Origin of the sequence: Cohnella zeiphila, assembly GCF_014212055.1 — a bacterium.
Taxonomy (GTDB): domain Bacteria; phylum Bacillota; class Bacilli; order Paenibacillales; family Paenibacillaceae; genus Cohnella; species Cohnella zeiphila.
Genome location: NZ_JACJVO010000008.1, coordinates 154,232 through 179,744 on the forward strand (window position 1 = coordinate 154,232; position 25,513 = coordinate 179,744).

19 protein-coding genes are annotated in these 25,513 nt (G+C 58.0%); 16 read left to right on the forward strand and 3 right to left on the reverse strand.

The window, feature by feature from the left end; genetic code table 11:
- The first annotated feature begins 30 nt into the window (after positions 1 to 30).
- The 10 genes from H7C18_RS07145 (at position 31) to H7C18_RS07190 (ending at position 14,763) form a co-directional block, all read left to right on the forward strand.
- Positions 31 to 1,797, forward strand: coding sequence for a cache domain-containing sensor histidine kinase (locus tag H7C18_RS07145; RefSeq protein WP_185128338.1), 1,767 nt, complete (start codon positions 31 to 33; stop codon positions 1,795 to 1,797).
- Entirely contained in the window at positions 1,769 to 3,367 is a 1,599-nt protein-coding gene (locus H7C18_RS07150; protein ID WP_185128339.1) for a response regulator, read from the forward strand. The genes H7C18_RS07145 and H7C18_RS07150 overlap by 29 nt, the downstream gene beginning before the upstream one ends.
- Before the next feature lie 108 nt (positions 3,368 to 3,475).
- The gene (locus H7C18_RS07155; protein WP_185128340.1) at positions 3,476 to 4,819 is read left to right on the forward strand and encodes an ABC transporter substrate-binding protein; all 1,344 of its coding nucleotides are present in this window, start codon (positions 3,476 to 3,478) and stop codon (positions 4,817 to 4,819) included.
- Between the two features lie 17 nt (positions 4,820 to 4,836).
- Complete coding sequence (locus H7C18_RS07160) at positions 4,837 to 5,727, forward strand: carbohydrate ABC transporter permease (protein WP_238357527.1); 891 nt, start codon at positions 4,837 to 4,839, stop codon at positions 5,725 to 5,727.
- Entirely contained in the window at positions 5,717 to 6,553 is an 837-nt protein-coding gene (locus H7C18_RS07165; RefSeq protein WP_202886967.1) for a carbohydrate ABC transporter permease, read from the forward strand. The genes H7C18_RS07160 and H7C18_RS07165 overlap by 11 nt, the downstream gene beginning before the upstream one ends.
- A 37-nt stretch (positions 6,554 to 6,590) precedes the next feature.
- Complete coding sequence (locus H7C18_RS07170; RefSeq protein ID WP_185128341.1) at positions 6,591 to 7,430, forward strand: sugar phosphate isomerase/epimerase family protein; 840 nt, start codon at positions 6,591 to 6,593, stop codon at positions 7,428 to 7,430.
- Entirely contained in the window at positions 7,427 to 8,419 is a 993-nt protein-coding gene (locus H7C18_RS07175; RefSeq protein ID WP_185128342.1) for a zinc-dependent alcohol dehydrogenase, read from the forward strand. Before H7C18_RS07170 ends, H7C18_RS07175 begins: the two co-directional genes overlap by 4 nt.
- 73 nt (positions 8,420 to 8,492) lie before the next feature.
- On the forward strand, positions 8,493 to 9,551 hold the full coding sequence (locus H7C18_RS07180; protein WP_238357528.1) for an NAD(P)-dependent alcohol dehydrogenase: 1,059 nt from the start codon (positions 8,493 to 8,495) through the stop codon (positions 9,549 to 9,551).
- Between the two features lie 250 nt (positions 9,552 to 9,801).
- On the forward strand, positions 9,802 to 13,920 hold the full coding sequence (locus H7C18_RS07185; protein ID WP_185128343.1) for a hypothetical protein: 4,119 nt from the start codon (positions 9,802 to 9,804) through the stop codon (positions 13,918 to 13,920).
- A 63-nt stretch (positions 13,921 to 13,983) separates the two neighbouring features.
- Positions 13,984 to 14,763, forward strand: coding sequence for a GNAT family N-acetyltransferase (locus H7C18_RS07190; protein ID WP_185128344.1), 780 nt, complete (start codon positions 13,984 to 13,986; stop codon positions 14,761 to 14,763).
- A 124-nt stretch (positions 14,764 to 14,887) separates the two neighbouring features.
- Here H7C18_RS07190 and H7C18_RS07195 read toward each other — a convergent pair whose 3' ends face one another.
- Positions 14,888 to 15,709: a phytanoyl-CoA dioxygenase family protein gene (locus H7C18_RS07195; protein ID WP_185128345.1), complete on the reverse strand. Its 822-nt coding sequence runs from the start codon at positions 15,707 to 15,709 to the stop codon at positions 14,888 to 14,890.
- A gap of 25 nt (positions 15,710 to 15,734) precedes the next feature.
- Positions 15,735 to 16,823 (reverse strand): enolase C-terminal domain-like protein, encoded by a 1,089-nt coding sequence (locus H7C18_RS07200; RefSeq protein WP_185128346.1) that lies wholly within the window; start codon positions 16,821 to 16,823, stop codon positions 15,735 to 15,737.
- A 259-nt stretch (positions 16,824 to 17,082) separates the two neighbouring features.
- On the opposite strand from H7C18_RS07200, the gene H7C18_RS07205 reads away from it, so the two are divergent.
- The 3 genes from H7C18_RS07205 to H7C18_RS07215 all read left to right on the forward strand — a co-directional run bounded on the left by H7C18_RS07205 (position 17,083) and on the right by H7C18_RS07215 (position 20,409).
- Positions 17,083 to 17,484 (forward strand): (deoxy)nucleoside triphosphate pyrophosphohydrolase, encoded by a 402-nt coding sequence (locus H7C18_RS07205; protein ID WP_185128347.1) that lies wholly within the window; start codon positions 17,083 to 17,085, stop codon positions 17,482 to 17,484.
- Positions 17,481 to 18,959, forward strand: coding sequence for an arylsulfatase (locus H7C18_RS07210; RefSeq protein ID WP_185128348.1), 1,479 nt, complete (start codon positions 17,481 to 17,483; stop codon positions 18,957 to 18,959). Before H7C18_RS07205 ends, H7C18_RS07210 begins: the two co-directional genes overlap by 4 nt.
- Before the next feature lie 172 nt (positions 18,960 to 19,131).
- Positions 19,132 to 20,409, forward strand: coding sequence for a family 43 glycosylhydrolase (locus H7C18_RS07215; RefSeq protein ID WP_185128349.1), 1,278 nt, complete (start codon positions 19,132 to 19,134; stop codon positions 20,407 to 20,409).
- A 35-nt stretch (positions 20,410 to 20,444) separates the two neighbouring features.
- Here H7C18_RS07215 and H7C18_RS07220 read toward each other — a convergent pair whose 3' ends face one another.
- Positions 20,445 to 20,765, reverse strand: a complete 321-nt coding sequence (locus tag H7C18_RS07220; protein WP_238357540.1) for a dihydrofolate reductase family protein — start codon at positions 20,763 to 20,765, stop codon at positions 20,445 to 20,447.
- Between the two features lie 273 nt (positions 20,766 to 21,038).
- On the opposite strand from H7C18_RS07220, the gene H7C18_RS07225 reads away from it, so the two are divergent.
- From H7C18_RS07225 to H7C18_RS07235, 3 genes are all read left to right on the forward strand, one after another.
- On the forward strand, positions 21,039 to 22,430 hold the full coding sequence (locus H7C18_RS07225; protein WP_337913075.1) for an MATE family efflux transporter: 1,392 nt from the start codon (positions 21,039 to 21,041) through the stop codon (positions 22,428 to 22,430).
- 186 nt (positions 22,431 to 22,616) lie between these two features.
- Positions 22,617 to 23,633: a response regulator gene (locus H7C18_RS07230; RefSeq protein WP_185128351.1), complete on the forward strand. Its 1,017-nt coding sequence runs from the start codon at positions 22,617 to 22,619 to the stop codon at positions 23,631 to 23,633.
- Complete coding sequence (locus H7C18_RS07235) at positions 23,630 to 25,462, forward strand: sensor histidine kinase (protein ID WP_185128352.1); 1,833 nt, start codon at positions 23,630 to 23,632, stop codon at positions 25,460 to 25,462. Before H7C18_RS07230 ends, H7C18_RS07235 begins: the two co-directional genes overlap by 4 nt.
- Positions 25,463 to 25,513 lie beyond the last annotated feature (51 nt).

A 25,513-nucleotide genomic window follows, 5' to 3' on the forward strand; every position in this document is an offset into this window, starting at 1 on the left:
GGCTTCGGGTCGTATAGGGGGGAGGAACGTATGGGCGCCAAAAGGATGTTCAGTTTACGGTATAAAATTTTGATTTTCTCTTTGCTCATGACGCTGGTTCCCGTCATGATTATCGGCAGCTTCTCCTATGTCAGATCGACGAACATCGTAAGAGACCAAGCGAGCAAATTAAATATGGAAACGCTTAAACAGATTGCCAACAATATCGAATTCATCCTGAACGACGTACGGGGAATCTCGATTAACATGATTAACAATCAGAAGCTGAACCGGTACCTGAAGTCTCTCAACGCCAATGAGATGGTCTACGACGACCCCGCCATTCAGACGCTGCTCGGGGAGTACATTTTGACTAAAAAATACGTGTATTCCATTTATATTCAAGACTTGAACGGCGGGGGGATGGATACGCAAGGGGCCCGCAACGTCATGGACGGAGAGCGTCTGAACTTGCTGCAGCGGCTGAACGGCAAGGAAACATGGTCATTGAGCGACGTTTACGTGGGGAATTCGGATTTGAACGTCATCGCCTTGTCGCGGGAGATCCGGGATATTAACAACATTAATCAAGTTCTCGGATACCTGAAGATCAATCTGTCCCAATCGCAAATTCGCAGCATTTACGACAAGCAAGTCGCGGGCGAGCATGGGCTCTTTTTTATGATCGATCCCCAGGAGACGATCTTATCCACTTATTCGGATCAAACGGTCGGCCGGAAGCTGGACGAGCGGTACGTTCGACCGCAGGTTTTCGAGCACAGCGAAGGCTACTACGACGCGAAGATCAACGGCAACCGCTATTTGGTCGAGTTCTATACGATCGACCCGACGGGCTGGAAGCTGATCAATTACGTTCCGCTGAGCTCCATCACCAAGCCCGGCGAGCGGATCAAGCAAGTGACCTTCCTGTCCGTATGTCTCAGCTTGACGATCTGTTTTTTATTCCTTGCGTTCTTCCTGATCAAGGTGCTGAAGCCGCTCAGGCAGATCAGAAGATTGATGGGAAACCTCGAGAAGGAGAATTTCAACGTCAACATGAGCGTGCAGGGCAACGACGAGATCGCCTTGCTGGCCGGCAGCTTCAACAAAATGTCCCGGCGGTTGGACGAGCTCATCAATGAAGTTCACGTGGTCAAGATCAAGCAGAAGGAAGCGGAGATCAAGGCGCTCGAGGAGCAGATCAATCCGCATTTTCTGTACAACACGCTGGATTTGATCTACTGGGTCGGACGAATGGAGAAGGCGTTCGAAACCGCCTCCTTGATTCAGACATTGTCGCAGCTGTTCCGGATCGGACTCAACAAAGGCAACGGCTATACGCTGGTTCGCAAAGAGCTGGAGTATATCGAGAATTATATGCTGATCCAGAAAAAGCGCTACGACAATGCGATTACCTTCCAAGCGACCGTGGATCCGGAGACGCTGGACGGCAAGGTGATCAAGCTGATCCTGCAGCCGCTGATCGAGAACGCGATCACGCACGGCATCGAGCAAAAGGGAGGATTCGGGCACATCGATCTGCGCATCTACAAGGAGGCGGACGATGTCGTCTATGAAGTTATCGATGACGGAGTCGGGATCGAACCCGCCGTCATCGATCGGCTGCAAGGCCAGACCGACCGTCAACGGCAAGGCGTAGGCCTTCGGAATATTCACGACCGGATCAAGCTCAGCTTCGGGAGCGCTTACGGCCTCCGGATCGACAGCGTTCCCGGGCAAGGCACCAAGGTGACCGTGAGACAACCATTCGTGAAGGGGAGCGACGAGGATGTTCAGAATGATGATCGTGGACGATGAACCGCTGGTACGCAAAGGAATCGCGACGTCGATCGATTGGCAAGAGCACGGAATCGAGATCGTTGCGGAGGCGGGAAACGGCAAGGATGCCCTGCAGAGGCTCCAGAGCTTGCCGGTCGACCTGGTGCTGGCCGATATTCGCATGCCGGTCATGACGGGGATCGAAATGTCCGAGCAGATCAAGGAGCGCTATCCCGATACCGCGATCGTTCTGCTGAGCGGGTACGAGGATTTCGGCTACGCGAAGGCCGCGCTGCAGATCGGCATTCAGAATTACCTGTTAAAACCGGCGAGCGCGGAGAAGCTGATCTCCGTCATCGTCGAAATCCGGGACAAGAAGCGGCAGGAGCGGCAGAGCCTCAAACAGGAAATGAGCCGGACCCGCATTTTCAACGAGAATTTGCCCTTTTTGAAATACAAGCTCATGAGCAGTCTTCTGAAGGGGGAGCTCGGCGCGGCGGAGATCGAGGAAAAATCGCGCACCCTGCAAATCGATCTGCAGGGACCGGAATACCATATCCTTTTGCTCGATATCGACGATTTTTGGCTTTTCTCGGAGAAGCAGTCCCAGAAACAAAACGAAGCTTTTACGTTCGCCGTGTTCAATATCGCCGAGGAAACGCTGCTGTCCTACTTCTCCGGCTTCGTCTGTTACGGTGAGTTGAACCGGTTGGTCGCGCTGGTCTCGAGCCATAAGATCCATTCTCTTCTGGCCGTCTGCCAGGAGATTCAAGCGAACGTCAAACGCCATTTGAAGCTGTCGGTTACGATCGGGATCGGACAGTCGTGCTCAAGCCTGGCGGATATCCGCCGGTCGTATCAGGAAGCGGTTCAGGCGCTCAAAGAGAAAGTCTACCGGGGCAAAGGCCAAGTGTTCCTGTTTGCCGCGAATCAAAGGCAGGACGTCTTCGACGGAGAACGCTCGGCCCCGTTCACGGCGGAAGAGAAGACGATGGTCCGGCATTTAAAGCTGATGGACGAGAAGGAGCTTCTTCAGTCGATCCGTCAATATTTCTTGCGGTTCGCTTCCGAGAACATCCCGTTCGTCGAAGTGAAGCACGCCTGCGTAAGGCTGGTCTTTCTGTTCATTCAAGAGCTGGAGGAGATCGGCTCCCCGAAGGATGTGGTCTTCGGTCCCCAGTTCATTCCCCATGTCGCGATCGAAAGGTTCGAAGTCGTGGCCGATCTGGAGGCATGGCTGGCGCGGATGGCGGCGAAGCTCGTCCGTCATATCGAAGAGAATCACCGCAACACGTTCAAGAGAACGGTCAAAGAGGCCATCCGGTATATGGAGGGCCATTACGATCAACCGATCAGCCTGACGGAAGTATCGGATCACGTGAATGTGACGCCCGCCTATTTCAGCAAGCTGTTCAAGGAAGAGATGGGAATCACGTTCGTGAAATGGCTGAACCGGCTGCGGGTGGAGAAAGCGAAAGCGCTGTTGAAGGAAACGAGCCTGAAGACGTACGAAATCGCCGAGAAGGTCGGATATTACGATTACAAATACTTTTCCAACACTTTCCGAAAATATACGGGCGTGTCGCCTCGGGATTACCGCAATCGGTAAGAGCATAATTTTGTGGATGTTTTCGTAAAAACGCAGCCCTTTTTTTCGGATGAATCCTTATACAATGTTGAACAGAACCCATACCACACCGATACGAGGGGGATTCCTATGAAAAAGGCAACGATGCTGGCGCTTGGCGCTTCGGCGGCCATGCTGGCGCTTTCCGGCTGCGGAGCCGGAAGCGATGGGAACGCGTCGCAGGGCGGCGGCTCTGATTCCGGCCAGGCTTCCTCCAAGCCGGCCGTCAAGCTGACCTTGGAGGACCGGCTTCTGGAGACGTCCACGGACGGCTCCGTCATCGCCCATCGGCAAATGATCGACGAATTCAAGAAGGAGAACCCGAACGTCGAGATTTCCGAGGAGTCGCTGCAGGACGCCACGTACAAGACGAAAATCAAGACGCTTGCGGCCGGGAACGACCTGCCGGACGTGTTCGAACTGCTCGGCTCCGACGCGAAGATGTTCTCGGACAACAAGCTGATTCTGCCGCTTGACGACATCATGAACCAGGCCCCGGATTGGAAGAAAGGCTTTATCCCGAGCACGCTGAACGATTTTACCGTGGACGGGAAGCTGGTGGGAGCGCCGATGCAGATGCTCTCGACTTCCCTTATTTTCTACAACAAGGATATCTTCGACAAAGCGGGGATTGCCGAATTCCCCAAGACGTGGAAAGAGTTCACCGATGCGATTCAAACGTTGAAAGCGAAAGGCTACATTCCCATCTCGCTGGGCAACAAGGACAAATGGGTAGCCGAATCGTGCATCTTAAGCGAATTGGGAGATCGCTTCACCGGAACGGATTGGTTCGACAGTATCAAGGACCGCAAAGGCGCCAAATTTACCGACCGGCCTTTCGTCGATTCTCTCGCGGCGCTGCAGGAGCTGAGCAAGATCGGGGCGTTCAACGCCGACATGAACAGCATCGACAACAATCAGCAAAGAGCTTCCTACTACAACGGCAAAGCGGCGATGTTCTTCGAGGGAGACTGGGCGATTTCCTCCCTGTCCAGCGAGGCTCCGCAGGAGATTAAAGACCAGACGCATCTGGCCATTCTGCCGACGGCGGACGGCGGAGCCGGCAAGGCCAACGTCGTGTCCGGCGGAGCGGCGTGGGCGTTCGCCATCAACGCCAATCTGAAAGGCGACAAGCTGCAAGCCGCGATCGACCTGGTCAAGAAGCTGACCGGCGAGGAAGAAGCCAACGTAGCGGCCGAAAACAACGCCGTAGCCGCGACGGTTCCGACCGACTACGACAAGAGCAAGGTCGTGCCTCTGTTCAACGAGTATCTGGAGATGTTCAAGAGCCTGGAGCTGTCGCCGATCTACGACGGCCAGCTGTCGCCGGCGATTATCGAGACGATGAATAACGGCTTGCAGGATCTGCTGATCCAACGCGTCACTCCGGAGCAACTGGCCAAAGACATCCAGAGCACCTACGAAGGAACGTAAGGCAGGAGGGGATTCGTTTGGGGAAAAAACTGCCGAACCCTAAATGGATAACGATTTACGGTTTTCTGTTTCCCGGAATCGTCATCTATCTGTTCATCGTGATGATTCCGCTCGCTTTGTCGATTCATTTCAGCTTCTACAAATGGTCCGGCGGCCTGTCCAAGGATTTCATCGGGCTGCATAATTACAGCCAGTTGATCCGGGACGCGAAGTTTTGGTTTTCGTTCCGCAACAACATGATCGTTACCGTGCTGAGCATTATCGGACAACTGGGGATCGCCTTTGTCCTGGCCGTCATCTTGCAGGCCAAATGGGTCAAATTTCGGGAATTTCACCGCACCGTGCTTTTCCTTCCCGTCGTGCTTCCCGCCGTTGTCGTCGGCTTTATCTGGAACTTGATCTACAGCCAGGATTACGGAATCCTGAACGGCGTCTTGAAGGGACTGCATTTGCAGTCCTGGATCCGCCCCTGGCTGGACGACCCGAAGATCGTCATCTATTCCGTCACGGTCCCGATCGTCTGGCAGTGGATCGGATTGTATCTCATTATCTTCATGGCCTCCATCCAGAGCATCCCCGCCGAAGTCTACGAAGGCGCGGAGATCGACGGGGCAACCGGATTCAAGAAGGTCGTCTACATTACGCTTCCGATGATGTACGACACCTTGAGAGTCGCGATCATGCTGTGCATTTCCGGCAATATGAAGATCTTCGACAACATCTTCGTCATGACGGGGGGAGGACCCGGCAACAGCTCTACCGTCATGGCGCAGTATGCCTACAATACCTCGTTCGGCAAATTTCAACTGGGGTACGGCAGCGCGATTTCGATCGGCATGATCATCCTTAGTCTCGGCTTGATTCTGCTCAGCCGAAGGTTGATGGGGGGGCGTACCGTTGAATCGTAAAGGGGCGATAGCAAGCGTCAAAGCCGTCTCCAACGTTCTGCTTGCCGCATTCTCCGTCGTCAGCATTTTTCCGATCCTGTGGGTCCTGTACTCTTCCTTGAAGAACCAGCAGGAGTTCAGCGTCAATATATTATCGCTGCCCTCCAGCCTGCACTTCGACAATTACGTGAAGGCTTTCTGGGACGGCGAGCTCTACCGTTATTTAGGAAACAGCGCATTCGTATCCGTCATCTCCGTCGGATTGACCATCCTGATCGGTTTTGTGACCGGCTACTTCCTGTCGCGGTTCTCGTTCAAGGGCCGGAACGTTCTGTACGCGATGTTCCTGTTCGGGATGCTCGTCCCCGTGTACGGACTGCTCGTTCCTTTATTCATCGAGTACCGCAACCTGCATTTGCTGGACCATCGGTTGTTTCTCGTCCTTCCGGAAGTCACGTTCGCGCTTCCGCTCGTGATCTTTCTGATCGAGAGCTTCATCAGAAGCGTTCCGATCGAGATGGAAGAAGCGGCTTACGTGGACGGAGCCAACCTTGCTTCCACCTTGTTCCGTATCGTATTTCCGATGTGCAGGCCGGTTCTGTCCACTTGTATGATCATCAGCTTCCTGAACGTCTGGAACGAGTTTCCGTTCGCGCTGGTCCTGATCAACTCGCAAGATTTGAAGACGATTCCGGTCGGCTTGACCAACTTCGTCGGGCAGTACACGATCAATTACCCTCAGCTCATGGCGGGCATCAACGTCTCCATCGTCCCTGTGATCGTCGTCTACCTCTGCCTGTACAAACGGATCATTCAAGGGATGGTTGCCGGGGCGGTAAAGGGCTGAAGCGTCTCTTCAAAAATCGCTCAATCGGGGTGTTACCATGATACCAACGCTTAATCCGGTCACGACCGGAAGGGACGCGGCGCCGGAAGAGTTTCTGGATGCGGCGTCGAATGCGGGATTTCCGGCAGTGGATTATACCATTCTGCCATTCTATCGGGCATACCGGGAGCAGTCGTTCGCTGCTGCCCGGGAGATGCTCGAGAAGAGAGGCCTGATCTTGGGATCTTTCGGCTTGCCGGTCGAATTCCGCAAGGATGAAGCTCTCTTCCGGAAGGAACTGGCGGCGCTGCCCGACATCGCCCGCTTCGCGGCCGAACTCGGCGCGACGCGCTGCTGCACGTGGCTGTACCCGGCGACGGACGAATCGGTCGCGGAATATACGAGCCGGTTCATCCGCCGTCTGCGGGAATGCGCCAAAGTATTGGAGGCAAGCGGAATCCGCTTCGGCATCGAGTGGGTCGGACCGAAGACGCTGAGAACCTTGAAGCACGACTTCATTCATACGCTGCCCGGGGTGCTGGAGATGATCGACGCGATCGACGTGCCGGGCGTCGGCGTGCTGTTCGACAGCTTCCATTGGTTCACGTCGGGAGCGACGCGCCAAGACATTCTGGCTTTGAAGCCGGAGCAGATCGTGCTGGTTCATCTCAACGACGCGCCGGACAAGCCGGCCGACGAGCAGATCGACGGCCAACGCCTACTTCCCGGGGAAGGAATCATTGATCTGCACGGAATGCTGTCGGCCCTGAAGGAGATCGGCTACGACAGCTTCGTATCCGTCGAGACGTTCAGCGACTCTCTGCCCCTGCTGGGCTCGCGGGAAGCGGCCGTCCGTACGAAAAAAGCGCTCGATCGGGTATTGGAGGGTTATCTATGATGAAGAAAGCGGCCATTGTAGGAGAACGCAAGGCGGAGCTGGTAGAGCGGCCGATTCCGAAGCCGAAGGCCGGCGAGGTGCTGATCAAGGTGCACGTCGCTCCGATGTGCACGGAATACAAGGCGTTCCTGGAAGGGAAGCCGCACGATTGCCTGGGGCACGAAGCGGTCGGCGAAGTAATCGAGGCGCCGCCGGGAGGGATTTTCCGGCCGGGCGACCGCGTCGTCGCCATGCCGCTGTCCGGCTGCGGCGAATGCGAGCTCTGTCTGGCGGGAGATTTCATTCACTGCTTGAACAATCCGATGCAGGATTCGGCGATGGCGCAGTATATCGTGAAGCCGGCCGTCAGCCTTCGGAAAATTCCCGACGATATCGCTTACGAACAGGCGGCCCTGGCTTGCTGCGGATTGGGCGCTTCGTTCGGCGCCATTCGGAAGCTGGGCGTGTCCGCTTACGATACCCTGCTCGTCACCGGCTTGGGCCCGGTCGGCCTCGGCGCCGTGATCAACGCCAAGTTTTGCGGCGCGAGGGTCATCGGGGTAGAATCCAATCCGTACCGGATCGAGGTCGCTCGCCGTTTGGGAATCGATGCCGTCATCGACCCGCGGGATCCCGAAGCCGCCCGGCAGATCAAGGAGATGACGGGCGGTACGGGGCCGGATTGCGCGGTGGACTGCTCGGGCGTCCCGGCCGCCCATCGGCTCTGCATCGATGCCGTGAAGCGGAAAGGGAAGGTCGCTTTCGTCGGCGAATCCCATACCGAGACGCCGATCGTGGTCAGCCGGGATTTGATCCGCAAGGGCATTCATCTCATCGGATCCTGGCATTACAACCTGAACGACTACCCGAAGCTGATGAACGTTATCCGCCGTTCGCCGCTGACGGAACCGTTCGTGACGCACGTTTTTCCGATGAGCCGGATTCAGGAAGCCTTGGAAACCTCGGTATCCCAGCAATGCGCCAAGATCATGCTGAAGCCTTGGGAATAAGAAGATTAAATAATGAGATCCGCCCCGGCCGAAGACGCCGGGGCGAGATTGTGCGGAAGGAGCGACAGGAGAAATGGCTGGAACGATGAAGGCGGCGATCATGAACGCTCCGTTCGAGATCGAGATCGTCGATTTGCCGCTTCCCGATCTTCGGGAGGACGAAGTGCTGGTGAAGGTGATGGCGGTCGGTATCTGTGGATCGGACCTGCACTATTACGAGCACGGCCGCATCGGCCGGTTCGTCGTGGAGAAGCCGATTATCCTCGGTCACGAGTGTGCCGGCATGGTGAAGGCGGTCGGCTCCGGCGTCACGAGGTTCAAGCCGGGCGACCGGGTGGCGGTCGAACCGGGCGTTACGTGCGGAAGGTGCGCTTTCTGCAAGGAGGGCCGCTATAACCTGTGTCCGGACGTACAGTTTCTGGCGACGCCTCCCGTAGATGGGGCGTTCGTCCAATATATCGCGCACCGGGAAGACTTTCTGTACCCGATTCCGGACCGCCTGTCCTACGAAGCGGCCGCTTTGAACGAGCCCTTCTCCGTCGGCATCCATGCCGCCAAGCGGGCGGGACTGAAGCCCGGCCAGTCCGTCGCCATCATGGGCATGGGGCCGGTCGGCTTGATGGCGGTCGTCGCGGCCAAGGCGTCTGGAGCGGAGAAGATTATCGTCGCCGATCTGGAGCCTATCCGTCTGGAGGCTGCTTTGAAGCTGGGTGCGACGCAGGCGGTCAACATCCGCGACTCCGACCCGGTGCAGGCGGTTCGCCAAGCGACGGGCGGGCTCGGAGCCGATGTCGCGTTCGAGACGGCGGGCAATCCGAAAGCGCTCCAATCGGCGCTGTATGCGGCCCGCCGGGGAGGCAAGCTGGCGATCGTCGGCCTTCCTCCGCAGGACGAAATACCGCTCAACGTTCCTTGGATCGCGGACAACGAACTGGACATCTTCGGCGTCTTCCGCTACGCGAACACGTATCCGCAAGGAATCTCGTTTCTTGCAGCCGGCATCGCGGACGTTCGGCCGCTGATCACCGATCGCTATTCGCTCGACCGGACCAAGGAAGCGTTGGAGCGGGCCCGCACCAATAAGAGCGGCAGCCTAAAAGTCGTCGTTTATCCGAACGGTCTGCTTCCTTGAGCAAAGGCTCTGCCCCTCGGTTCCTCGCCGGGCGGCGGAGCCTTTTTCGTTTCTCCTCGGCCTCTAAGGCAATCCCATTCTTTCTGCCGGCTCCAGTCCAAAAATCATAGAATCGTGCATTTTATTGTCTTTTTTCCAAGATTCATAATAAAGTTGCAATCACGAATGGGATCCGCAAGGCGGTGAATCGGTCGGGAGGCTTTGGCTTTAGCCGAAATGAATGCGATTTCAAAACGGAGAAAGGATGTGGATGAAGATGGTTGGGAAAAAGTTCGCATGTTTATTGGCGGCCGCAACGCTGTCGCTCGCCGGGTTTGCGTCCGTTCCGCCGCGGCAGGCATCGGCTGCCGGAAATACCTATTATGTCGATGCGGTGAACGGCAGCGATACGTCCGGCAACGGAAGCTCAGGCAGCCCGTGGAAAACGATCGGCAAGGCTGCGGACGCGGCAGCGGCGGGGGACACCGTGAAGATTCGTTCGGGGACTTACCGAGAGACGGTCAGGCCCGCTCATTCCGGCACGGCAGGCAATCCGATCACGTTCCAGCCGGATACCGGCGCGAACGTGACCGTAAGCGGGGCGGATCTGATCTCCGGTCCCTGGTCGGTGCATTCCGGCAATGTATACAAGACGACCGCGCCATTGAACATGGGGGATTTTCTCGATTCGGTGTATGTCGACGGCGTCGCCAACTTCCTGGCCCGTTCGCCGAACACGCCGGTGGGCAACCTGTACGATCCTTACACGTATAAGGTGGAGTACCCGGACACCACCAACAGCGTCCTTGTGGATAGCGCGAATTTAACCCAGCCTGACGGTACGTGGGATAACGCGGCCGTATTTATCCGGGATACGTACGCCTGGAACTTCGGCGGCGCTCTCGGCACCGCCTACACCCAGGGACATTTGAATCTGAAAACGGGGCAGAATGCCTACAACCTGGAGTTGTCCTCCTACGACAACGCGCTGAAGCTGATCGGTCCGGGCGGTGCCGTGCTGGGCAGCTACAGCGTAACGGTTCAGCCGAATGCGACTTATAACCTGAAAGTGACGGCCTCTGGCAGCCATCTCGACGTCTATCTGAATAACGGGACCAGTCCCGTCATCTCGTCAACGGACAGCGCGCTGACGGAGGGCTCGTTCGGATTGGGCGTAGAATCGAACAGCTCCGCAATTGCGGCGACGGCGCAATTCGCCAACGTCAACGCGACGATCGCGAGCCAGAATCCGAACCAGCCGACCGGACGGCTGGACCCTGACTTTGCGAGCAATCTCAAAGGCTGGGGACACGGCGAAGAACCGGGCTATTGGTCGGCGGACGGGACGACGTTGACCGGCTATACCCAGCCGTCGATGTCGACGACGGACACTTGGTATTACTCGAACACGACGGCCAAAGACTTCACGTATTCGGCGGACGTGAAGCTGACGAGCGCCTCCGGAGGCAACGTTTATCTGCAGTTCCGGAAGGAGGAGGCGGCGCGCAACGTGCTCGATATTTCGTACAACGATTACTACTTGAACCCTAATTCGCTCAACATGGGCAATCCCGAGTACTACATCATGGGCAGTCTCGCCGCCCTTGATTACCCCGGAGAGTGGTATTACGACCGCGCGACGACGACTCTCTATCTGCGGACGACGTCCAGCGACAGTCCGTCCAACCACACGGTGGAGGCGAAGGCGAGAAATCTGGCCTTCGACTTGACGGACCGGTCCAATGTCACGATCAAGGGGATCAATCTGTTCGCGGCGACGATCGACATGACGGGCGGCGAGAACGACGTGATCGACGGCATTCACGCCAAGTACCTGTCCGAATTCAACAAGGCCGTCTCTTACAATACGGGTCTCTGCCTGTGCGGGACGAACGACACGGTCATGAACAGCGAGCTGGAATATTCGTCGGGAGAATTGGTCACGGTCAAAGGCACGGACAACAAGCTGATCAATAACAAAATCCACGACGGAACCTACGGACCGAACACGTTTATTTCCGCAGTCAATATTTTCGGCTCCGGACACCTGATCAGTCACAATGAAGTTTACCATTCCGGGCGATCTCTGATCGGAGGAGACTTCTACGGCGTCGTCATTCAGTACAACGATTTTCACGACGGCAACTACTTCGCGACGGACACCGGCTTGCTGTATGTGGCGCATAACGGGTTGGGCAATTCGGAGATTCACCACAATGACTGGCACGGCAGCGGCTATCGCTATAACGGCGCCAACGGCGTACAGGGCGATTGGGACGCGGGCATCTACCTTGACGAGCATTCGTCCGACGCCCTCGTCTACGACAACGTGACCTGGAACCTTCCGTGGAACGGCGTCATCGTCAATCATTTGGCCGACAATATCCTGGTCTACAACAATACGACGTACGACCATTCCACCGTTGCCATCAACTTGTACAATCCGGACGAAGAGGCTTACGGGATCCGCGCGGCCAACAATATTTCGCTGGACGGCTTCAACACCGGCGCTTCGGCCTATGGAGCGCAGTTCGATCACAACATGACTTCGGGAACCCCGAGTTACGCCGATCCGTCGGGCGCGGACTTCCATCTGCAGGCCGGTTCGGGCGCCATCGATATCGGAACGCCGATTCGGGGAATCACGGATGGCTACACCGGAACCGCACCCGATGCGGGGGCCTACGAATACGGGGGAACCGACTGGACGGCAGGCGCCGATTTGGCCCATCCGCCTGCAACGCTACCGACCTATCGGCTTGTGGACACGGACTATAAAAATCTGCTCGTCAACGGCAGGCTGGCTCTCAATCGAATCCTGCTGCCGAGCATGGACAGCTTGTACGGATGGACGAAGACGAATTCCATGACGGCCCAGCCCGCTTACGATTATTCCGGTGGAAGAGTATCGAGCCATTTCCCGTATGAGACCGGGATCAGCCTGGGGTCGGGAGCGGACGGCATCGAGCAGACGATTGCCGGGCTGCAGCCGAATACGACGTACGAGGTGAGGGGCTTCCTGAGGGCCGGCTCTTCGGGTCAATCCGTCCGATTGGGCGTCAAGGATTACGGGGGCGCGGATTCTTATCAGGAAGCGGCCTCCACCTCGTGGACGGAAGAGAAGTTCACCTTCACGACGGGAGCGTCGAGTACGAGCGCGACTGTTTACGGTTATAAACCTTCCACGGGAGGATATGCCTTCGTCGACGACGTCTCGGTTGTCGCCACGGGCGCACAGGGAAATCCGCAAACGCCGAGCGGCATGGCGGAAGACTTCGAGAGCACGGCGGTCGGCGCCATGCCGGGCGGATGGACGACGGACGCGTCCGGCGGCACGGTATCCGTGCAGCAGGTCGCGGACGGCGGGAATACGGCGAATCATGCATTGACGCTGACGCAATCGAGCTACGGCACGGCGGGAGACAGCGCCGCGGCAACATTCTCCCCCGTCACGGGAACGGCGGTGATCCAGGTTCGCGCGAGGGCGGATCAGACGAATGCGCTGTCCGATTTCATTTTAATGGACGGCAGCGGATCGTCGGTAGCGCAATTTGGCTTCCTATCTTCCGGAAAGTTCGGGTATGTCGATCCGACCCTGGGCTGGGTCGACACGACGACGTCTTACATGGCCAACCAGTGGTACGATGTTCGGGTTACCGTCGATCTGACCGCGGGCACGTACGACGTCTCGATCGACGGGACGACCGTTCTGTCCAACAAGCCGCTGCTGAGCGCCGCGAGCGACGTATCGCAAATCCAGTTCGGCACCAACCAGTGGTACCTCGGGACGGTTCATTTCGACAACGTGCAAATTGCCGCCGCCGACATTTATGCGGAAGACTTCGAAAGCACGGCGGCCGGCTCCATGCCGGCCGGATGGACGACGGACGCGTCCGGCGGCACGGTGTCCGTGCAGCAGGTCGCGGACGGCGGGAATACGGCGAACCATGCGTTGTCGCTGACGCAATCGAGCTACGGCACAGCGGAAGACAGCGCCGCGACGACGTTCTCCTCCGTGACGGGAACGGCAAACATTCAAGTCCGCATGAGGGCGGATCAGGCGAACGCGCTGTCCGATTTCACTTTAATGGATAGCGGTGGAACGGCGATTGCGCAATTCGGCTTTATGTCGTCCGGGAAGTTCGGGTATGTCGATCCGTCCCTGGGCTGGGTCGACACCGTGACGTCCTACTCGGCAAACCAGTGGTACGACGTACGGGCAATCGTCGATCTGACCGCCGGCACGTACGATATCTCGATCGACGGGTCGACCGTTCTGTCCAACAAGCCGCTGCTGAGCGCCGCGAGCAATGTCGCGCAAATTCAGTTCGGGACCAACCTGTGGTACCCCGGGACGGTCCATTTCGACAATGTGGAGGTTACAAGGTAAGGACGGATTCGCCTCCCCGCGTTATAATGTCTGCATAATGACCGACACGGGGAGGCGTCCGGCATGGATATTCGAAGGTATAGTAACGGCGAAGAAGGGTTCGCAAAACGAAGCCTAGAAGAGTTCTCCCTGAGCGCCTGGCCCGCGCTGCGCACGGTCGAACTGGACGGCTGGCTGCTGCGGTTCGCCGACGGGTACACGAAGCGTTCGAACTCGATCAGCGCTCTCCATGACGAGGGCGAGCAAGATATGGTAGCCAAAATCGAGAGGTGCGAGAGCATCTATCGTCAGGCGGGCCAGCCCGTTATTTTCAAGATGACGCCGTTCGTTCCTTCCGGGTTGGACGGGATGCTGGAAGCGAGAGGGTACCGGTACGTCGAGCCTTCGCTCGTCATGGAACTGGGCGGCTTGTCCGTCGTTCCGGAGCCTTCGTCGGATGGCGTGATTCGCATCGACGGCACCGTGTCGGAAGAATGGGTCGAGCGGCTGACGGCGATGAACGGCATGTCCGCCGGCAGCGGGAATACGACGATGAGGCTGTTCGAACGGCCGCTGCTTCCGACGGGGTTCTTTACGCTCTATGACCAGGATAACGCCGTCGCTTGCGGCATCGGAGTTGCGGATGGAACCTACGTCGGACTGTTCGACATCGTTGCCCATCCCGAACATCGCAATCGCGGCTGGGGAGAGCAGTTGCTCCGCCACATCCTGAAGTGGGGCGGAGAGCGCGGCGCTTCCCGCAGCTGCCTGGCGGTGCTGCAGGACAACCCGCCGGCTACCCGGCTCTATGTGAAGTTGGGATACCGAGCCTCTTATTCCTATGGATATCGGGTCAAGCTTTAAGTTGCCGGTTGTAAAGAAAAAGAGCCTCGGGACGTCGCCCGGGGCCCCTCGTCTTTCTTTCAATTAAAACTTAGGAAATACGTAATGGACCGATTTTTCCCGATATGCTAATTTATACGGCCGATTACTTCTGATGTTCGTTCAGCCAGACACGCAAAGGCACATCGGCGTCCGTCGGAGAGTAATAGCCGTTGCAGTTCACGCCGGCTCCAAGCATTTGCTTGCGGATCGGATCGCACCGGTTCCATAACGATTGCACGGTCATATCGTCCTTCGTGCGGATCCAGCGGTATCCGTAGCCGTAGAACAGCACCTTGCGCGTAATGTCGGACCAGTTCGGAGAGGCGGTGTGCCAAAGACGCCTGTCAAAAAAGACCGCCGTGCCGGGTTTGACGCAGACCGGAGTCGCTCCTTCAGGCTGGCCTTGGCGGTCTGCGGGCATTGGGAGGCTGTCATTCAAGTGGCTGCCGGGAACGATCCAGAAGTTGCCGCGGTCCGGTACGGATAAGTCCGACAAGAAATAAGCGACTTTAAGGGACAAGCGCGGGCGCGGATGCGTTTCCATTTCTACGTTCACCCGCCCGCTGTCCTGATGCCAGCCGAATGTTTTATCGCTTTTAGGCTGCAGGGACGGAGGCGTTACGATCATGTGGGCATGGTACAAATAAATGTTCCAGCCGAGAATGCCCCAAACTTTCGGCAATACTTTTTCATAGTCGACCAGATTGAGGAATATGTCGTGATCGGGAATAAAGTTCGGATGAAACAGGGCCGTTTTCGAATCGTGTCCTTCCTGGACCTTGCGTTCGTAAATCCGGTCGGTCTCCTCGGTCAACGCCGCAACCTGCTCCTGCGACAAAGCGTTCTCGACGATCAGATAGCCCGTTTCATTGAATGCCGCGCGCTCTTCTTCCGTCAGAGCGTACTTCAGACAGGATGGATCCATCGAATCTCCTCCCGAGTCATTTATTTTAGATGACGGAAACCGCCGTTTCCTTCACTTTTTCCTCGTTTACCTCAAGACCCAGCCCCGGACCTTGCGGCACGTACAAATAGCCGTCTTTAAACTCCAATTGATTGTGAAATAACGCCGACAGCTCGGCTCTATGTCCGGTAAACTCCTGATGGTACATGGCGCCGGAGACCGAAGCGCAAAAATGCAGGCTCGCGGCCGTTCCAAGGGTCGGCTGGGTGTTGTGAACGACGATCGGCTTGCTCCACGCCTCGCACAATGCCGCGATTTTCTTCGCTTCCGTGAAGCCGCCGCATTTTACGAGATCCGGCTGCAGGATATCCGGACGGCCATGCAAAAGCAAATCCCGGAATTGCCAAAGCGTATATTCATGTTCCCCGGCACTGACCGGCGTATCCAGCGCATCGGCAACCTGCGCCATAGCAAGATAATCGTATTGAGGCGTCGGCTCCTCGAACCAGGCAAGACCGACGTGCTCCTCCAGATATCGCCCGACCTGGATGGCTTTATGCGCCGTATACCCGTTGTTCGCGTCAAAACCGATCTTTACCTCATCGCCTACGGCGGCTCGAATCGCTTTCATCATCGGAATAGCCGGATCATTGGCGATTTCTCCTCTTAAAGGCCCGTAATTCATGCGCAATTTAAGGACGGTGAACCCCTGATCAACTTGCGAGCTCATGATGCGGACAACGTCATCGACCGTCGCTTTGCCGTCCCATCCGTAGCTGTAATAAATAGGGACCCGATCCCGGAAACACCCCCCTTGCAGCTGATGAACCGGTTTGTTCGTCGCTTTGCCGATAATGTCCCACATCGCAAGATCGACGCCCGAGATCGCTTCCGATTGTGCGCCGGACGGACCGAGTTTATAAGGCGAGAGAAGCATTTTCTGCCACAGCACCTCAACGTCGAACGGATTCCCGCCGATCGCGAGCGGCTTCAATGTATGCGCTGCCATCGCTTGAAGCACGTGTCCGCCCATTGGCGAACATTCTCCCCAGCCGCTGATTCCCTCATCCGTCTCCAGCTTGATAAACAGACTGCCCCAGGGTAAAAGATAGGTCGTCATATTCGTGATTTTCACTGCAATCCCTCCCATTCACAATATGATCGATTCTTTGCGATTAGACGAGCGGAGTGCGGCCGCCTCCCGCCGTGCGGCAGCTCCGTTCAGGACTTAAACTATATATACATTTCATCGCGAACCATGAGATTCCTCCCTCGTCGTTCCGAATTTGTTCTTATGCAAGCTCTGGAGGAGGGGGCCTAACTATAGTAAAATTATGTAATCCGGCAAACCGAACGCACATCATGTTACACGCTCTTAGAAAGAAGGATACGGCATGATTGAAGTCGCCGCGGCGATAATCGAGAACGATCAAGGGAAAATTCTGATTGCCCGACGCGGACCCGGCAAGCCGCAAGCGAGGCTGTGGGAATTTCCCGGCGGCAAGCTGGAGGCCGGCGAGTCCGCCGCGGACTGTCTGCGGCGGGAATTGGCGGAGGAGATGGCCATCGAGATCGAGCCGACGGAATGGTTCGGCGTCAACGAGCATGACTACGGAACGTTCCGAATCCGGCTGATCGCATACCGGGCGGCGTTCGCAGGCGGGGAAGTCCGGCTGAGCGACCATGACGAGTATCGATGGGCAGCGAAGCGGGAGCTGGATCAGTACGAATGGGCGCCGGCGGACGTTCCGTTCGTGCGCAAACTTTTGGCGGAAGGGAGCATGACCTCTCCATGAACCGACCGAACTTGCTGCTGATCACGGTGGATCAGATGCGCTACGATTGCCTGAGCGCGATGGGACATCCTATCGTCGAGACGCCGAACTTGGATGCGCTCGCGGCCAAGGGAGTCGCCTTTACGAGCGCCTACTCGGCCACTCCGAGCTGCATCCCGGCCCGGGCGGCCATTATGACCGGGATGAGCCAGCGCTCGCACGGAAGGGTAGGCTACCGCGACAAAGTACCCTGGACCTACGAGCATACGATCGCAGGGGAATTGGCGAAGGCCGGCTACCATACGCAATGCGTCGGCAAAATGCACGTTTACCCGGCGCGCAACCTGTGCGGATTTCATAACGTGGTGCTTCACGACGGCTACCTGCATCATAATCGCTTTAAAGATGAGAACGCTTACCGGGAGCATTTCGATCAGGCAGACGATTACTTGACGTGGCTTCGGCGCACGGCCGGCGCAACGCTTGACATCACGGACCTGGGACTCGACTGCAACGCGTCGACGGTCGGGCGGCCCTGGCATCTGCCGGAGGCTCTTCATCCGACGAACTGGTGCGTGACGGAGTCGATCGACTTCCTGCGCCGCCGGGACCCGGGCAAGCCGTTTTTCCTCTGGTCGTCCTTCGTCCGGCCCCATTCTCCTCTGGATCCGCCGCAGGCTTACTTCGACATGTACAAGGATCTCGACATGCCGGAGCCGCCGGTCGGCGACTGGGTGGACGAAGAGGCCGCACTGGCGGGAGCGAGCGACCCGACGACGTCGTTCGGCCGTCTGCCCAAGCGCAGGCTCGACCGGGCGCGGGCCGCCTACTACGCATTGATCACGCACCTGGACGATCAGATCGGGCGGCTGATCAACGCGCTGCAGGAATACGGCGTTCTGCGGGACACGCTCATCGTGTTCACGTCGGATCACGGCGAGATGATGGGAGACCATCATGCCTTTCGCAAGTCGCTTCCTTACGAAGGAAGCGCGAAAGTGCCGTTTCTGGTGTGCGACCCGGGCGGAAAGCTCGGCCTCGCGGCGGGAAGCCGCGTCGGCCATACGATCGAGCTGCGGGATATCATGCCGACGCTGCTCGACGCCGCGGGCGCGCCGATTCCGGAGACGGCGGAAGGAGCGAGCTTGCTGGCTCTCTGCAGAGGGGAGCGGCCGGAATGGCGGGCGTACGTTCACGGCGAGCACACCTACGGGGCGCGCTCCAACCATTACGTGACGGACGGACGGGAGAAGTACATCTGGTATTCGCAGACGGGCGAAGAGCAATTTTTCGATCTGGCCGCCGATCCGACGGAATCGGTCAATCTGGCTCGCGATCCAAGCCAGGCGGAACGCGTCTCCGGATGGCGCGGCCGGCTGATCCGCGAGCTGGACGGACGCGAGGAAGGCTACGTCGCGGACGGCCGCCTGGTCGCGGGCAGAAAGACGAAAGCTTGCCTGAATCATCTATTGGGTCAGGTCGGTTTGGAAGCCTAGCGGCGGCTCAACGCCCTTTCGCCCTGCCCGAATCCGGGTAAGCTCGCGGATCGCGCAATGGATTCCCTGCAATGTTTAAGATCGCCTCATGGCGGCTGGCGGGCCGGTCGGATATGCTGGAATCGGGGCGATTCGCTCCCTATTCTTTCTTACCGGCAGGAGGCCCCTACAGATGAGAAATTCAGGCATTCCCGCGGACTTTATCAAGTCGGCTTCCAGCAATCCCATCGTGACGACGCTGTTCGCGGCGGATCCGTCGGCCCACGTCTGGGAGGACGGCAAAGTTTATATTTACGCTTCCCGCGACATGGATCCGGCCCGAGGCTGCGATCTGATGGACCGCTATCACGTCTACTCCTCGGAGGATATGGCGAACTGGGTGGACGAAGGGGAGATTCTTCGTTCGGACGACGTAAGCTGGGGTCGCCCGGAGGGCGGCTTCATGTGGGCGCCGGATTGCGCGTACAAGAACGGGACGTATTATTTCTACTATCCGCACCCGAGCGGATCGAACTGGAACGATTCGTGGAAAATCGGGGTGGCGACCAGCCGTCATCCGGCGACCGGATTCGTCGACAAGGGTTTTATCGAGGGGCTTGGCGGATTCGCGATGATCGATCCGTGCGTGTTCGTGGACGAGGACGGACGCGCCTATATGTACTACGGCGGAGGCGGCAAGTGCGAAGGCGGCGAGCTGGGCGACGACATGATGTCCATCCGGGGCGGGATGAGGCCGATGGAAGGGCTGGAGGACTTTCACGAAGCGGCGTGGATCTTCAAGCGGAACGGCCTGTACTACTTGACCTACGCGGATAACTTGGACAACAACAACCGCATGAGGTACGCCGTCAGCCGCCATCCGCTCGGTCCGTGGGACTACAAAGGGATCTTCCTCGAGCCGACCGGCTGTTCGACTACCCACGGTTCGGTCGCGGAGTTCAAGGGCCGGTGGTACTTGTTTTATCACAACCAGGACATATCCGGCCAAGGCAACCTTCGGAGCATGTGCGTCGACGAGCTGCATTTCGAGGACGACGGCAGCATCCGTACGGTCGTGCAGACCAAGGAAGGAGTCCGGTCGACGGGAAGCGCGCCGGTCCCCGCAGCGGACGCGGTCACGTATGCGCCCGTATCCGGCAGCTCCGCCGGCGGGCTGGCCGAAGCCGGAGCTTACGCTCAGTTCGAACGGATCGACGGAGGACGGGGAGGCCGAGCGGCGCTATACATTCGCTACGCGACGGATGAGCGGCTGGGCAAGCTGAGGCTGACCGTCAACGGCGCCGACGAATCGCTGCTCAATTTTCCGTCCGGCGGGGGCGCGTCCGACTTCTCCGGCCGGGCCAGCGTCACGGTACGCTTGCAGCCGGGGACGGACAACGTCGTCCGCTTGACCGGCGGGCAGGGAGACGTTCGGCTGGAGAGCCTGACGGTCGTCCTCCTGGACGATTAATCCAAACCGATGATAGGCCGGCCTCCCGGGCCGGCCTATCGAAGGTTAGATCGCTTGCCGACAAGCGGAATAACGACGCCCGCGTTCAGCGTTCGGGTCTCCGCAAGCTTCAGCGCCATCCGATCGACGTCTTCGAACAGGCGCTTTCCGCATTCCGGAACGACCGGATGAATCCTCAATCTAAGCTCGTCGACCAGGGACACGACGAACTTCGGAAGGCCGTTCATCCGGTCCGCGAAGCCGTCCTCGTCGGTTCGGGAAGGCCAGGCTTCGGCGAACCCCTCGTACGTTCGGCGTCCCAGCAGAAGAGCGCCGCTCGCCATTTGCGCGAAAACGCGAAAAGCCGTGCCGGGCAAGCGGTAAGGCGAAACCGGAAGAGGAGCGAGCAAATCGGGGGTTTCCCAATCAAATGGCGGGATTTGGCGCGCAGGAAGGGGCTTCAGTGCCGTTGACAGACCCGGGGGGCGGTGATACGATCAAGCGGAGTAACGGACGGGACTTGAATCCGGCGGCTTTTTTCTTCCGGAAGCCAGGCTGTCCGGCCGCATTTTTCCATTTATAGCAAACCGCGGGCAAAGCTCTTCTGATAGAAGAGTTTTTTAAATTTGACAAGAAGAGAATGTGATGACGTGACTGGGCGAGGCATAGGCATCCGGGTACAGGCCTATCTGGAAAAGCATCTCACCGGCGAATCGATCGATTACCGGCAGATTATTGCACTCTTCATTCCGATTCTGATCGATCAGGCGTTCATCGTAAGCCTCGGTCTGGTCAATACCGCGATGATCAGCTCGTCGGGCGTGGCGGCGGTCAGCGCCGTGAACATGGTGGATTCGCTGAACTTCTTTATGATCAGCGTATTCGTCGCCGTCTCGACGGGGGGAACGGTCGTCGTCGCCCAATACAAGGGCAACGGCAACAACGAGATGGTGTCGCGCTCGGCGGCCAGCGCCGTCTCGACGGTCTCGCTGCTGGCGGTGGCCATCGGCCTGATCATGACGCTGTTCGCCAAGCCGCTTCTGCACATCCTGTTCGGGCAAGCCGAACCGGACGTCGCTTCCAACGCGCATACGTATATGATCGGGAGCGGCATCTCGTTCTTCGGAATCGCGATCGTCGAAGCGGTGTGCGGGGCGCTCCGGGGAATCGGCCGCACCCGGACGTCTCTGATGCTCTCCCTGATCATGAACCTGACTTATGTCGTGCTGAACTTCGTGATGATCAACCTGCTGCACATGGGCGTGCTCGGCATGTCGATCGCGATCAACGTGGCCCGGTATTCGGCCGCCGCTTACGCGATCTACTACATGGTCAAGAAAGACCCCAACCTGCGTCTGCGAATCCGGGATATGGTTCATGTGAACCTGGCGATGCTGCGCAAGATCCTGTTCATCGGCATTCCGTTCGCGGCGGAGCAGATGTTCTTCAACGGTGGGAAAATGCTGACCCAGGTGTTCATCGTCAGCATGGGCACGTACGCGATCGCGACGAACGCCATCTGCTCCTCGTTCGCCGGCGTGACCCAAATTCCGGCCAACGCGCTCGCGTTGACGACGGTTACGGTCGTCGGGCAGTGCATGGGCCGGCAAAACATCGCCGACGCCCGCAAGTTCACCAAATCTTTCCTGATGATGTCCTCGCTGTTTCTGGCGGTAATGGCGATCTTGCTGTTGTCGCTGTTCCACCCGCTGGTCAGCTTGTTCCACCCTCCTGCCGAGATCGTGGACGATATTTTCCTGATCACGCTGATCAACGCTCTCGCGCAAATTCCGCTCTGGGCGATCAGCTTTCTGACGCCTTCGGCCTTAAGGGCGGCAGGGGATTCAAAGTATACGTCCGTCGTCTCCATGCTGTCGATGTGGCTGTTCCGGATCGTGCTCGGCTACATTCTGGGGATCGTGCTCGACTTCGGCATCGTCGGCGTCTGGGCGGCCATGAACACCGAATGGGGCGTTCGCGGGCTGCTCTTCCTCCGGCGCTTTTACGGACAGAAGTGGTATAAGCACAGGCTTATCGATTGATTGGAGAAAATAGGGAGTTCACGGGGGCGGGTTTCCGCTTCCGTTTTTTTGCATTTGTCATGCAGGCGTTAAAATTGTCCGCCGCCCCATGGTTGCCGCTAGACGATGCTTGTCCCCCGGTGGTAAGCTACAAGCGTCGAAAGCGATATCCGACAAAGCTTCAAGGCGGGGAGGCCGTGAAATCTGATGTATTCCGTATTGGTCGCCGAGAACGAGCCCTGGGTATTGCGGGGCATCGTCGACATGGTCGGGGCGGTCGGGGACGAATTCGAGGTCGTCGGCGCCTGCGGCAACGGGGAAGAGGCATGGAGCATGATTCACGAATCGTGGCCCATGCTGCTGATCACCGACATCATGATGCCGCGGCTGGACGGCTTGTCGCTGGTCAAGCGGCTGGCCGAGCAGGGCACGTCTCTCGTGTCCATCATCATCAGCGGCTACGACAACTTTCAATACGCCCAGAAGGCCATCACCTACGGGGTTTCCGAGTATCTGCTGAAGCCGGTCGAATTCGACGTCCTGGCGGAAGCCTTGAACCGTTCCAAATCCAAGCTCGAATCGCTGAAGGATCTCCACGAATACGTTCTGAAATTCCAGACGCTGCTCGACAATCGGCAGGCGCTGCCGCCCAAGCAGGCGCTGCTGAAGCAAGCCGATCTTCTGCAGTCGGTGCTCCGAATGAAGCATACGAGCCGCAGCGCGCGCGCTCACCTGCTGCGAATCTTCGACAACAAGCTCGGCATGCTGCTGGACGATAGCGGCATCGTTTATCAGAAGCCCGCCCTGTACAACTCCGACGACGACCCGGCCATCCTGCGCTACTACTCGGACCTGCTGGAGAAGTGGTACCTCGCGGGCGCGACGCTGGCCCAATCGGCCGTCCCGGATGCGATCGAACAGTCGTGCCGGTATATCAAAGACCACTTCAAGGAGGAACTGACGTTGTCCGAGATGGCCGAACGGACCAACTTCAGCGTCTCCCACTTCAGTACGCTGTTCAAAAAGCATACCGGAAGCTCTTTCGTTAACTACGTGAACGGCTTGAAGGTCGACGAGGCGAAGAAGCTGCTCCGCTCTACCGCTTATTCCGTATCCGATATCACGGAAATGGCCGGTTTTTCGACGACGCCTTATTTTTCCAGGGTATTCAAGTCGACGGTAGGTCTCTCGCCTCTCGAGTACAGGAAGAGGATGGGTTCATGAACTGGCTTTACCGTTTCTCCATCAAAACCAAAATCCTGGCGCTGGTTCTCTCCGTCAGCTTTGTCTCGATCGTCCTGATGGCCGCTTTTACGTCGGCCTATTATACCGCTTCGGCTAAAAAGGATTTTTACCTGATCGCCCAGGATTCGACCTCCAGAATCAATCACCAGCTCGACCGCTACTTCAATCAGATCGCGCAGTCGACGTACGCTTCGATTGCCGGGCCGCTGCCGACCAACCCGCTTCTCGGCGACAACCCGGAGAGCGGGATGCTGCAGAACTGGCTCAAATCCGGCAGCCGGTTTACGCAGGCGCAGCTCTCGCTGGTCGAAGGCATTCTGACGCGGTACATCGCCATCAACGACTCGAACATTCTCGGCATCGTCCTGCGATCCTTGGACAACCGGCTCGCCTTCTCCCAGGACAACAATCTGGCCGGAAGCAAGACGGCGCCGTGGGTGACCGCTCCTCTGTCCGACCGTCTCCGGGTCGTCCCGTCCTACTTCGACCGCGGAAGCACGACGGCGACGACTTATCCTTTCATCACGTTAATCATTCCCGTTTTCGACCCGGACACGGTGAAGATGGTCGGCAATCTGGATATCGCCTTGTCGATCTCCGAGGTGGCCAATATTCTCGGACAAGCGCGTTTGGGGCAAACGGGCTATTTTTTCATCGTCGATTCCGATCGAAGGATCATTTATCATCCCGACCTCGAGCTGGCCGGCCAGTACGTGGACAACACCTCGCTCAGAGGCATTCGGCTGACCGAGGGCGACGATACGATGAAGCGGAACGGCAAGACGATTCTCTTGACCGGCAATCATTCGGGCGCGACGGGCTGGAACGTCGTGGCCTACGTGCCCATGAACGAGATGGCGACCGGACTTCACGTCGCCCGCAACTCCACCTGGCTCATCATGGCCGGCATGATCGTTCTGTCGTCTTTCTTCATCCCGCGGCTCGTCGGCCGGCTCGTCCGCCCGATCCTGCGCCTGCGCAATCTGATGAAGCTGGTCGAGACGGGGGACGTCGCCGTAAGCGCGGAGGTCATTCCCGGAAGAGACGAGATCCAGCAGCTGAACGGCAGCTTCAACCGGATGACCGCGAGGCTGAACGAGCTGATTCATACGGTTCATGACCTCGAGATGAAGGAAATGCAGCTGCAGCTGAGGCAGAAGGAAGCGGTCATTCAGGCGCTGCAGAATCAGATCAACCCCCACTTGCTTTACAACACGCTGGAAATCATCAAAAGCATCGCGTTCATCGAGAGAGTTCCCGCCATCGAGAAGATGGCGGCCAATCTGGCCGGCGTCTACCGGTACACGTCCAAGATGCCCGGAATGGAAGTTCCGCTGCGGGACGAGCTGCGCAATCTCCGAAGCTACCTGGAGATCGTTCACATCCGCTTTGCGCCCAAATTCAAGAGCGAGATCGAGGTGGACGACAGGTACATGGACTGCCGTATCATCAAGCTCTCGATTCAGCCGCTTGTGGAGAACAGCGTCAAGTATGCGGTCGAGCCGAAGAACGGCAGCGTCGCGATCCGGATCCGCGCGTTCGAGGAGAACGGCGATCTGATCGTCGAAGTGGCCGACAACGGCGACGGGTTCGCCGAAGATACGCTGCACGAGATGAACGAGCGGCTGCGATTGGCGGACGGGCAGGCCGGACGGTTCGCCGAGGAGGAGTCGGTCGGCATTCTCAACGTCCATGCCAGAATGACGCTGAACTACGGGGCGCCGTACGGCGTAACCATTCGATCCCTCCCGGGCATCGGCAGCGCCGTCTCCCTGCGATTCCCGAAAAAGACAAACGACAGTCCGTAAATTCGGATAAAAAGATCGTAAGATGCGGAAAAAACGGCTCGGCCCGGGACG

Coding starts and splice junctions, on each gene's coding strand:
- H7C18_RS07145 (WP_185128338.1), top strand. CDS start 31: ATGGGCGCCAAAAGGATGTTCAGTTTACGGTATAAAATTTTGATTTTC.
- H7C18_RS07150 (WP_185128339.1), top strand. CDS start 1,769: ATGTTCAGAATGATGATCGTGGACGATGAACCGCTGGTACGCAAAGGA.
- H7C18_RS07155 (WP_185128340.1), top strand. CDS start 3,476: ATGAAAAAGGCAACGATGCTGGCGCTTGGCGCTTCGGCGGCCATGCTG.
- H7C18_RS07170 (WP_185128341.1), top strand. CDS start 6,591: ATGATACCAACGCTTAATCCGGTCACGACCGGAAGGGACGCGGCGCCG.
- H7C18_RS07175 (WP_185128342.1), top strand. CDS start 7,427: ATGATGAAGAAAGCGGCCATTGTAGGAGAACGCAAGGCGGAGCTGGTA.
- H7C18_RS07180 (WP_238357528.1), top strand. CDS start 8,493: ATGGCTGGAACGATGAAGGCGGCGATCATGAACGCTCCGTTCGAGATC.
- H7C18_RS07185 (WP_185128343.1), top strand. CDS start 9,802: ATGAAGATGGTTGGGAAAAAGTTCGCATGTTTATTGGCGGCCGCAACG.
- H7C18_RS07190 (WP_185128344.1), top strand. CDS start 13,984: ATGGATATTCGAAGGTATAGTAACGGCGAAGAAGGGTTCGCAAAACGA.
- H7C18_RS07195 (WP_185128345.1), bottom strand. CDS start 15,709: ATGGATCCATCCTGTCTGAAGTACGCTCTGACGGAAGAAGAGCGCGCG.
- H7C18_RS07205 (WP_185128347.1), top strand. CDS start 17,083: ATGATTGAAGTCGCCGCGGCGATAATCGAGAACGATCAAGGGAAAATT.
- H7C18_RS07210 (WP_185128348.1), top strand. CDS start 17,481: ATGAACCGACCGAACTTGCTGCTGATCACGGTGGATCAGATGCGCTAC.
- H7C18_RS07215 (WP_185128349.1), top strand. CDS start 19,132: ATGAGAAATTCAGGCATTCCCGCGGACTTTATCAAGTCGGCTTCCAGC.
- H7C18_RS07230 (WP_185128351.1), top strand. CDS start 22,617: ATGTATTCCGTATTGGTCGCCGAGAACGAGCCCTGGGTATTGCGGGGC.
- H7C18_RS07235 (WP_185128352.1), top strand. CDS start 23,630: ATGAACTGGCTTTACCGTTTCTCCATCAAAACCAAAATCCTGGCGCTG.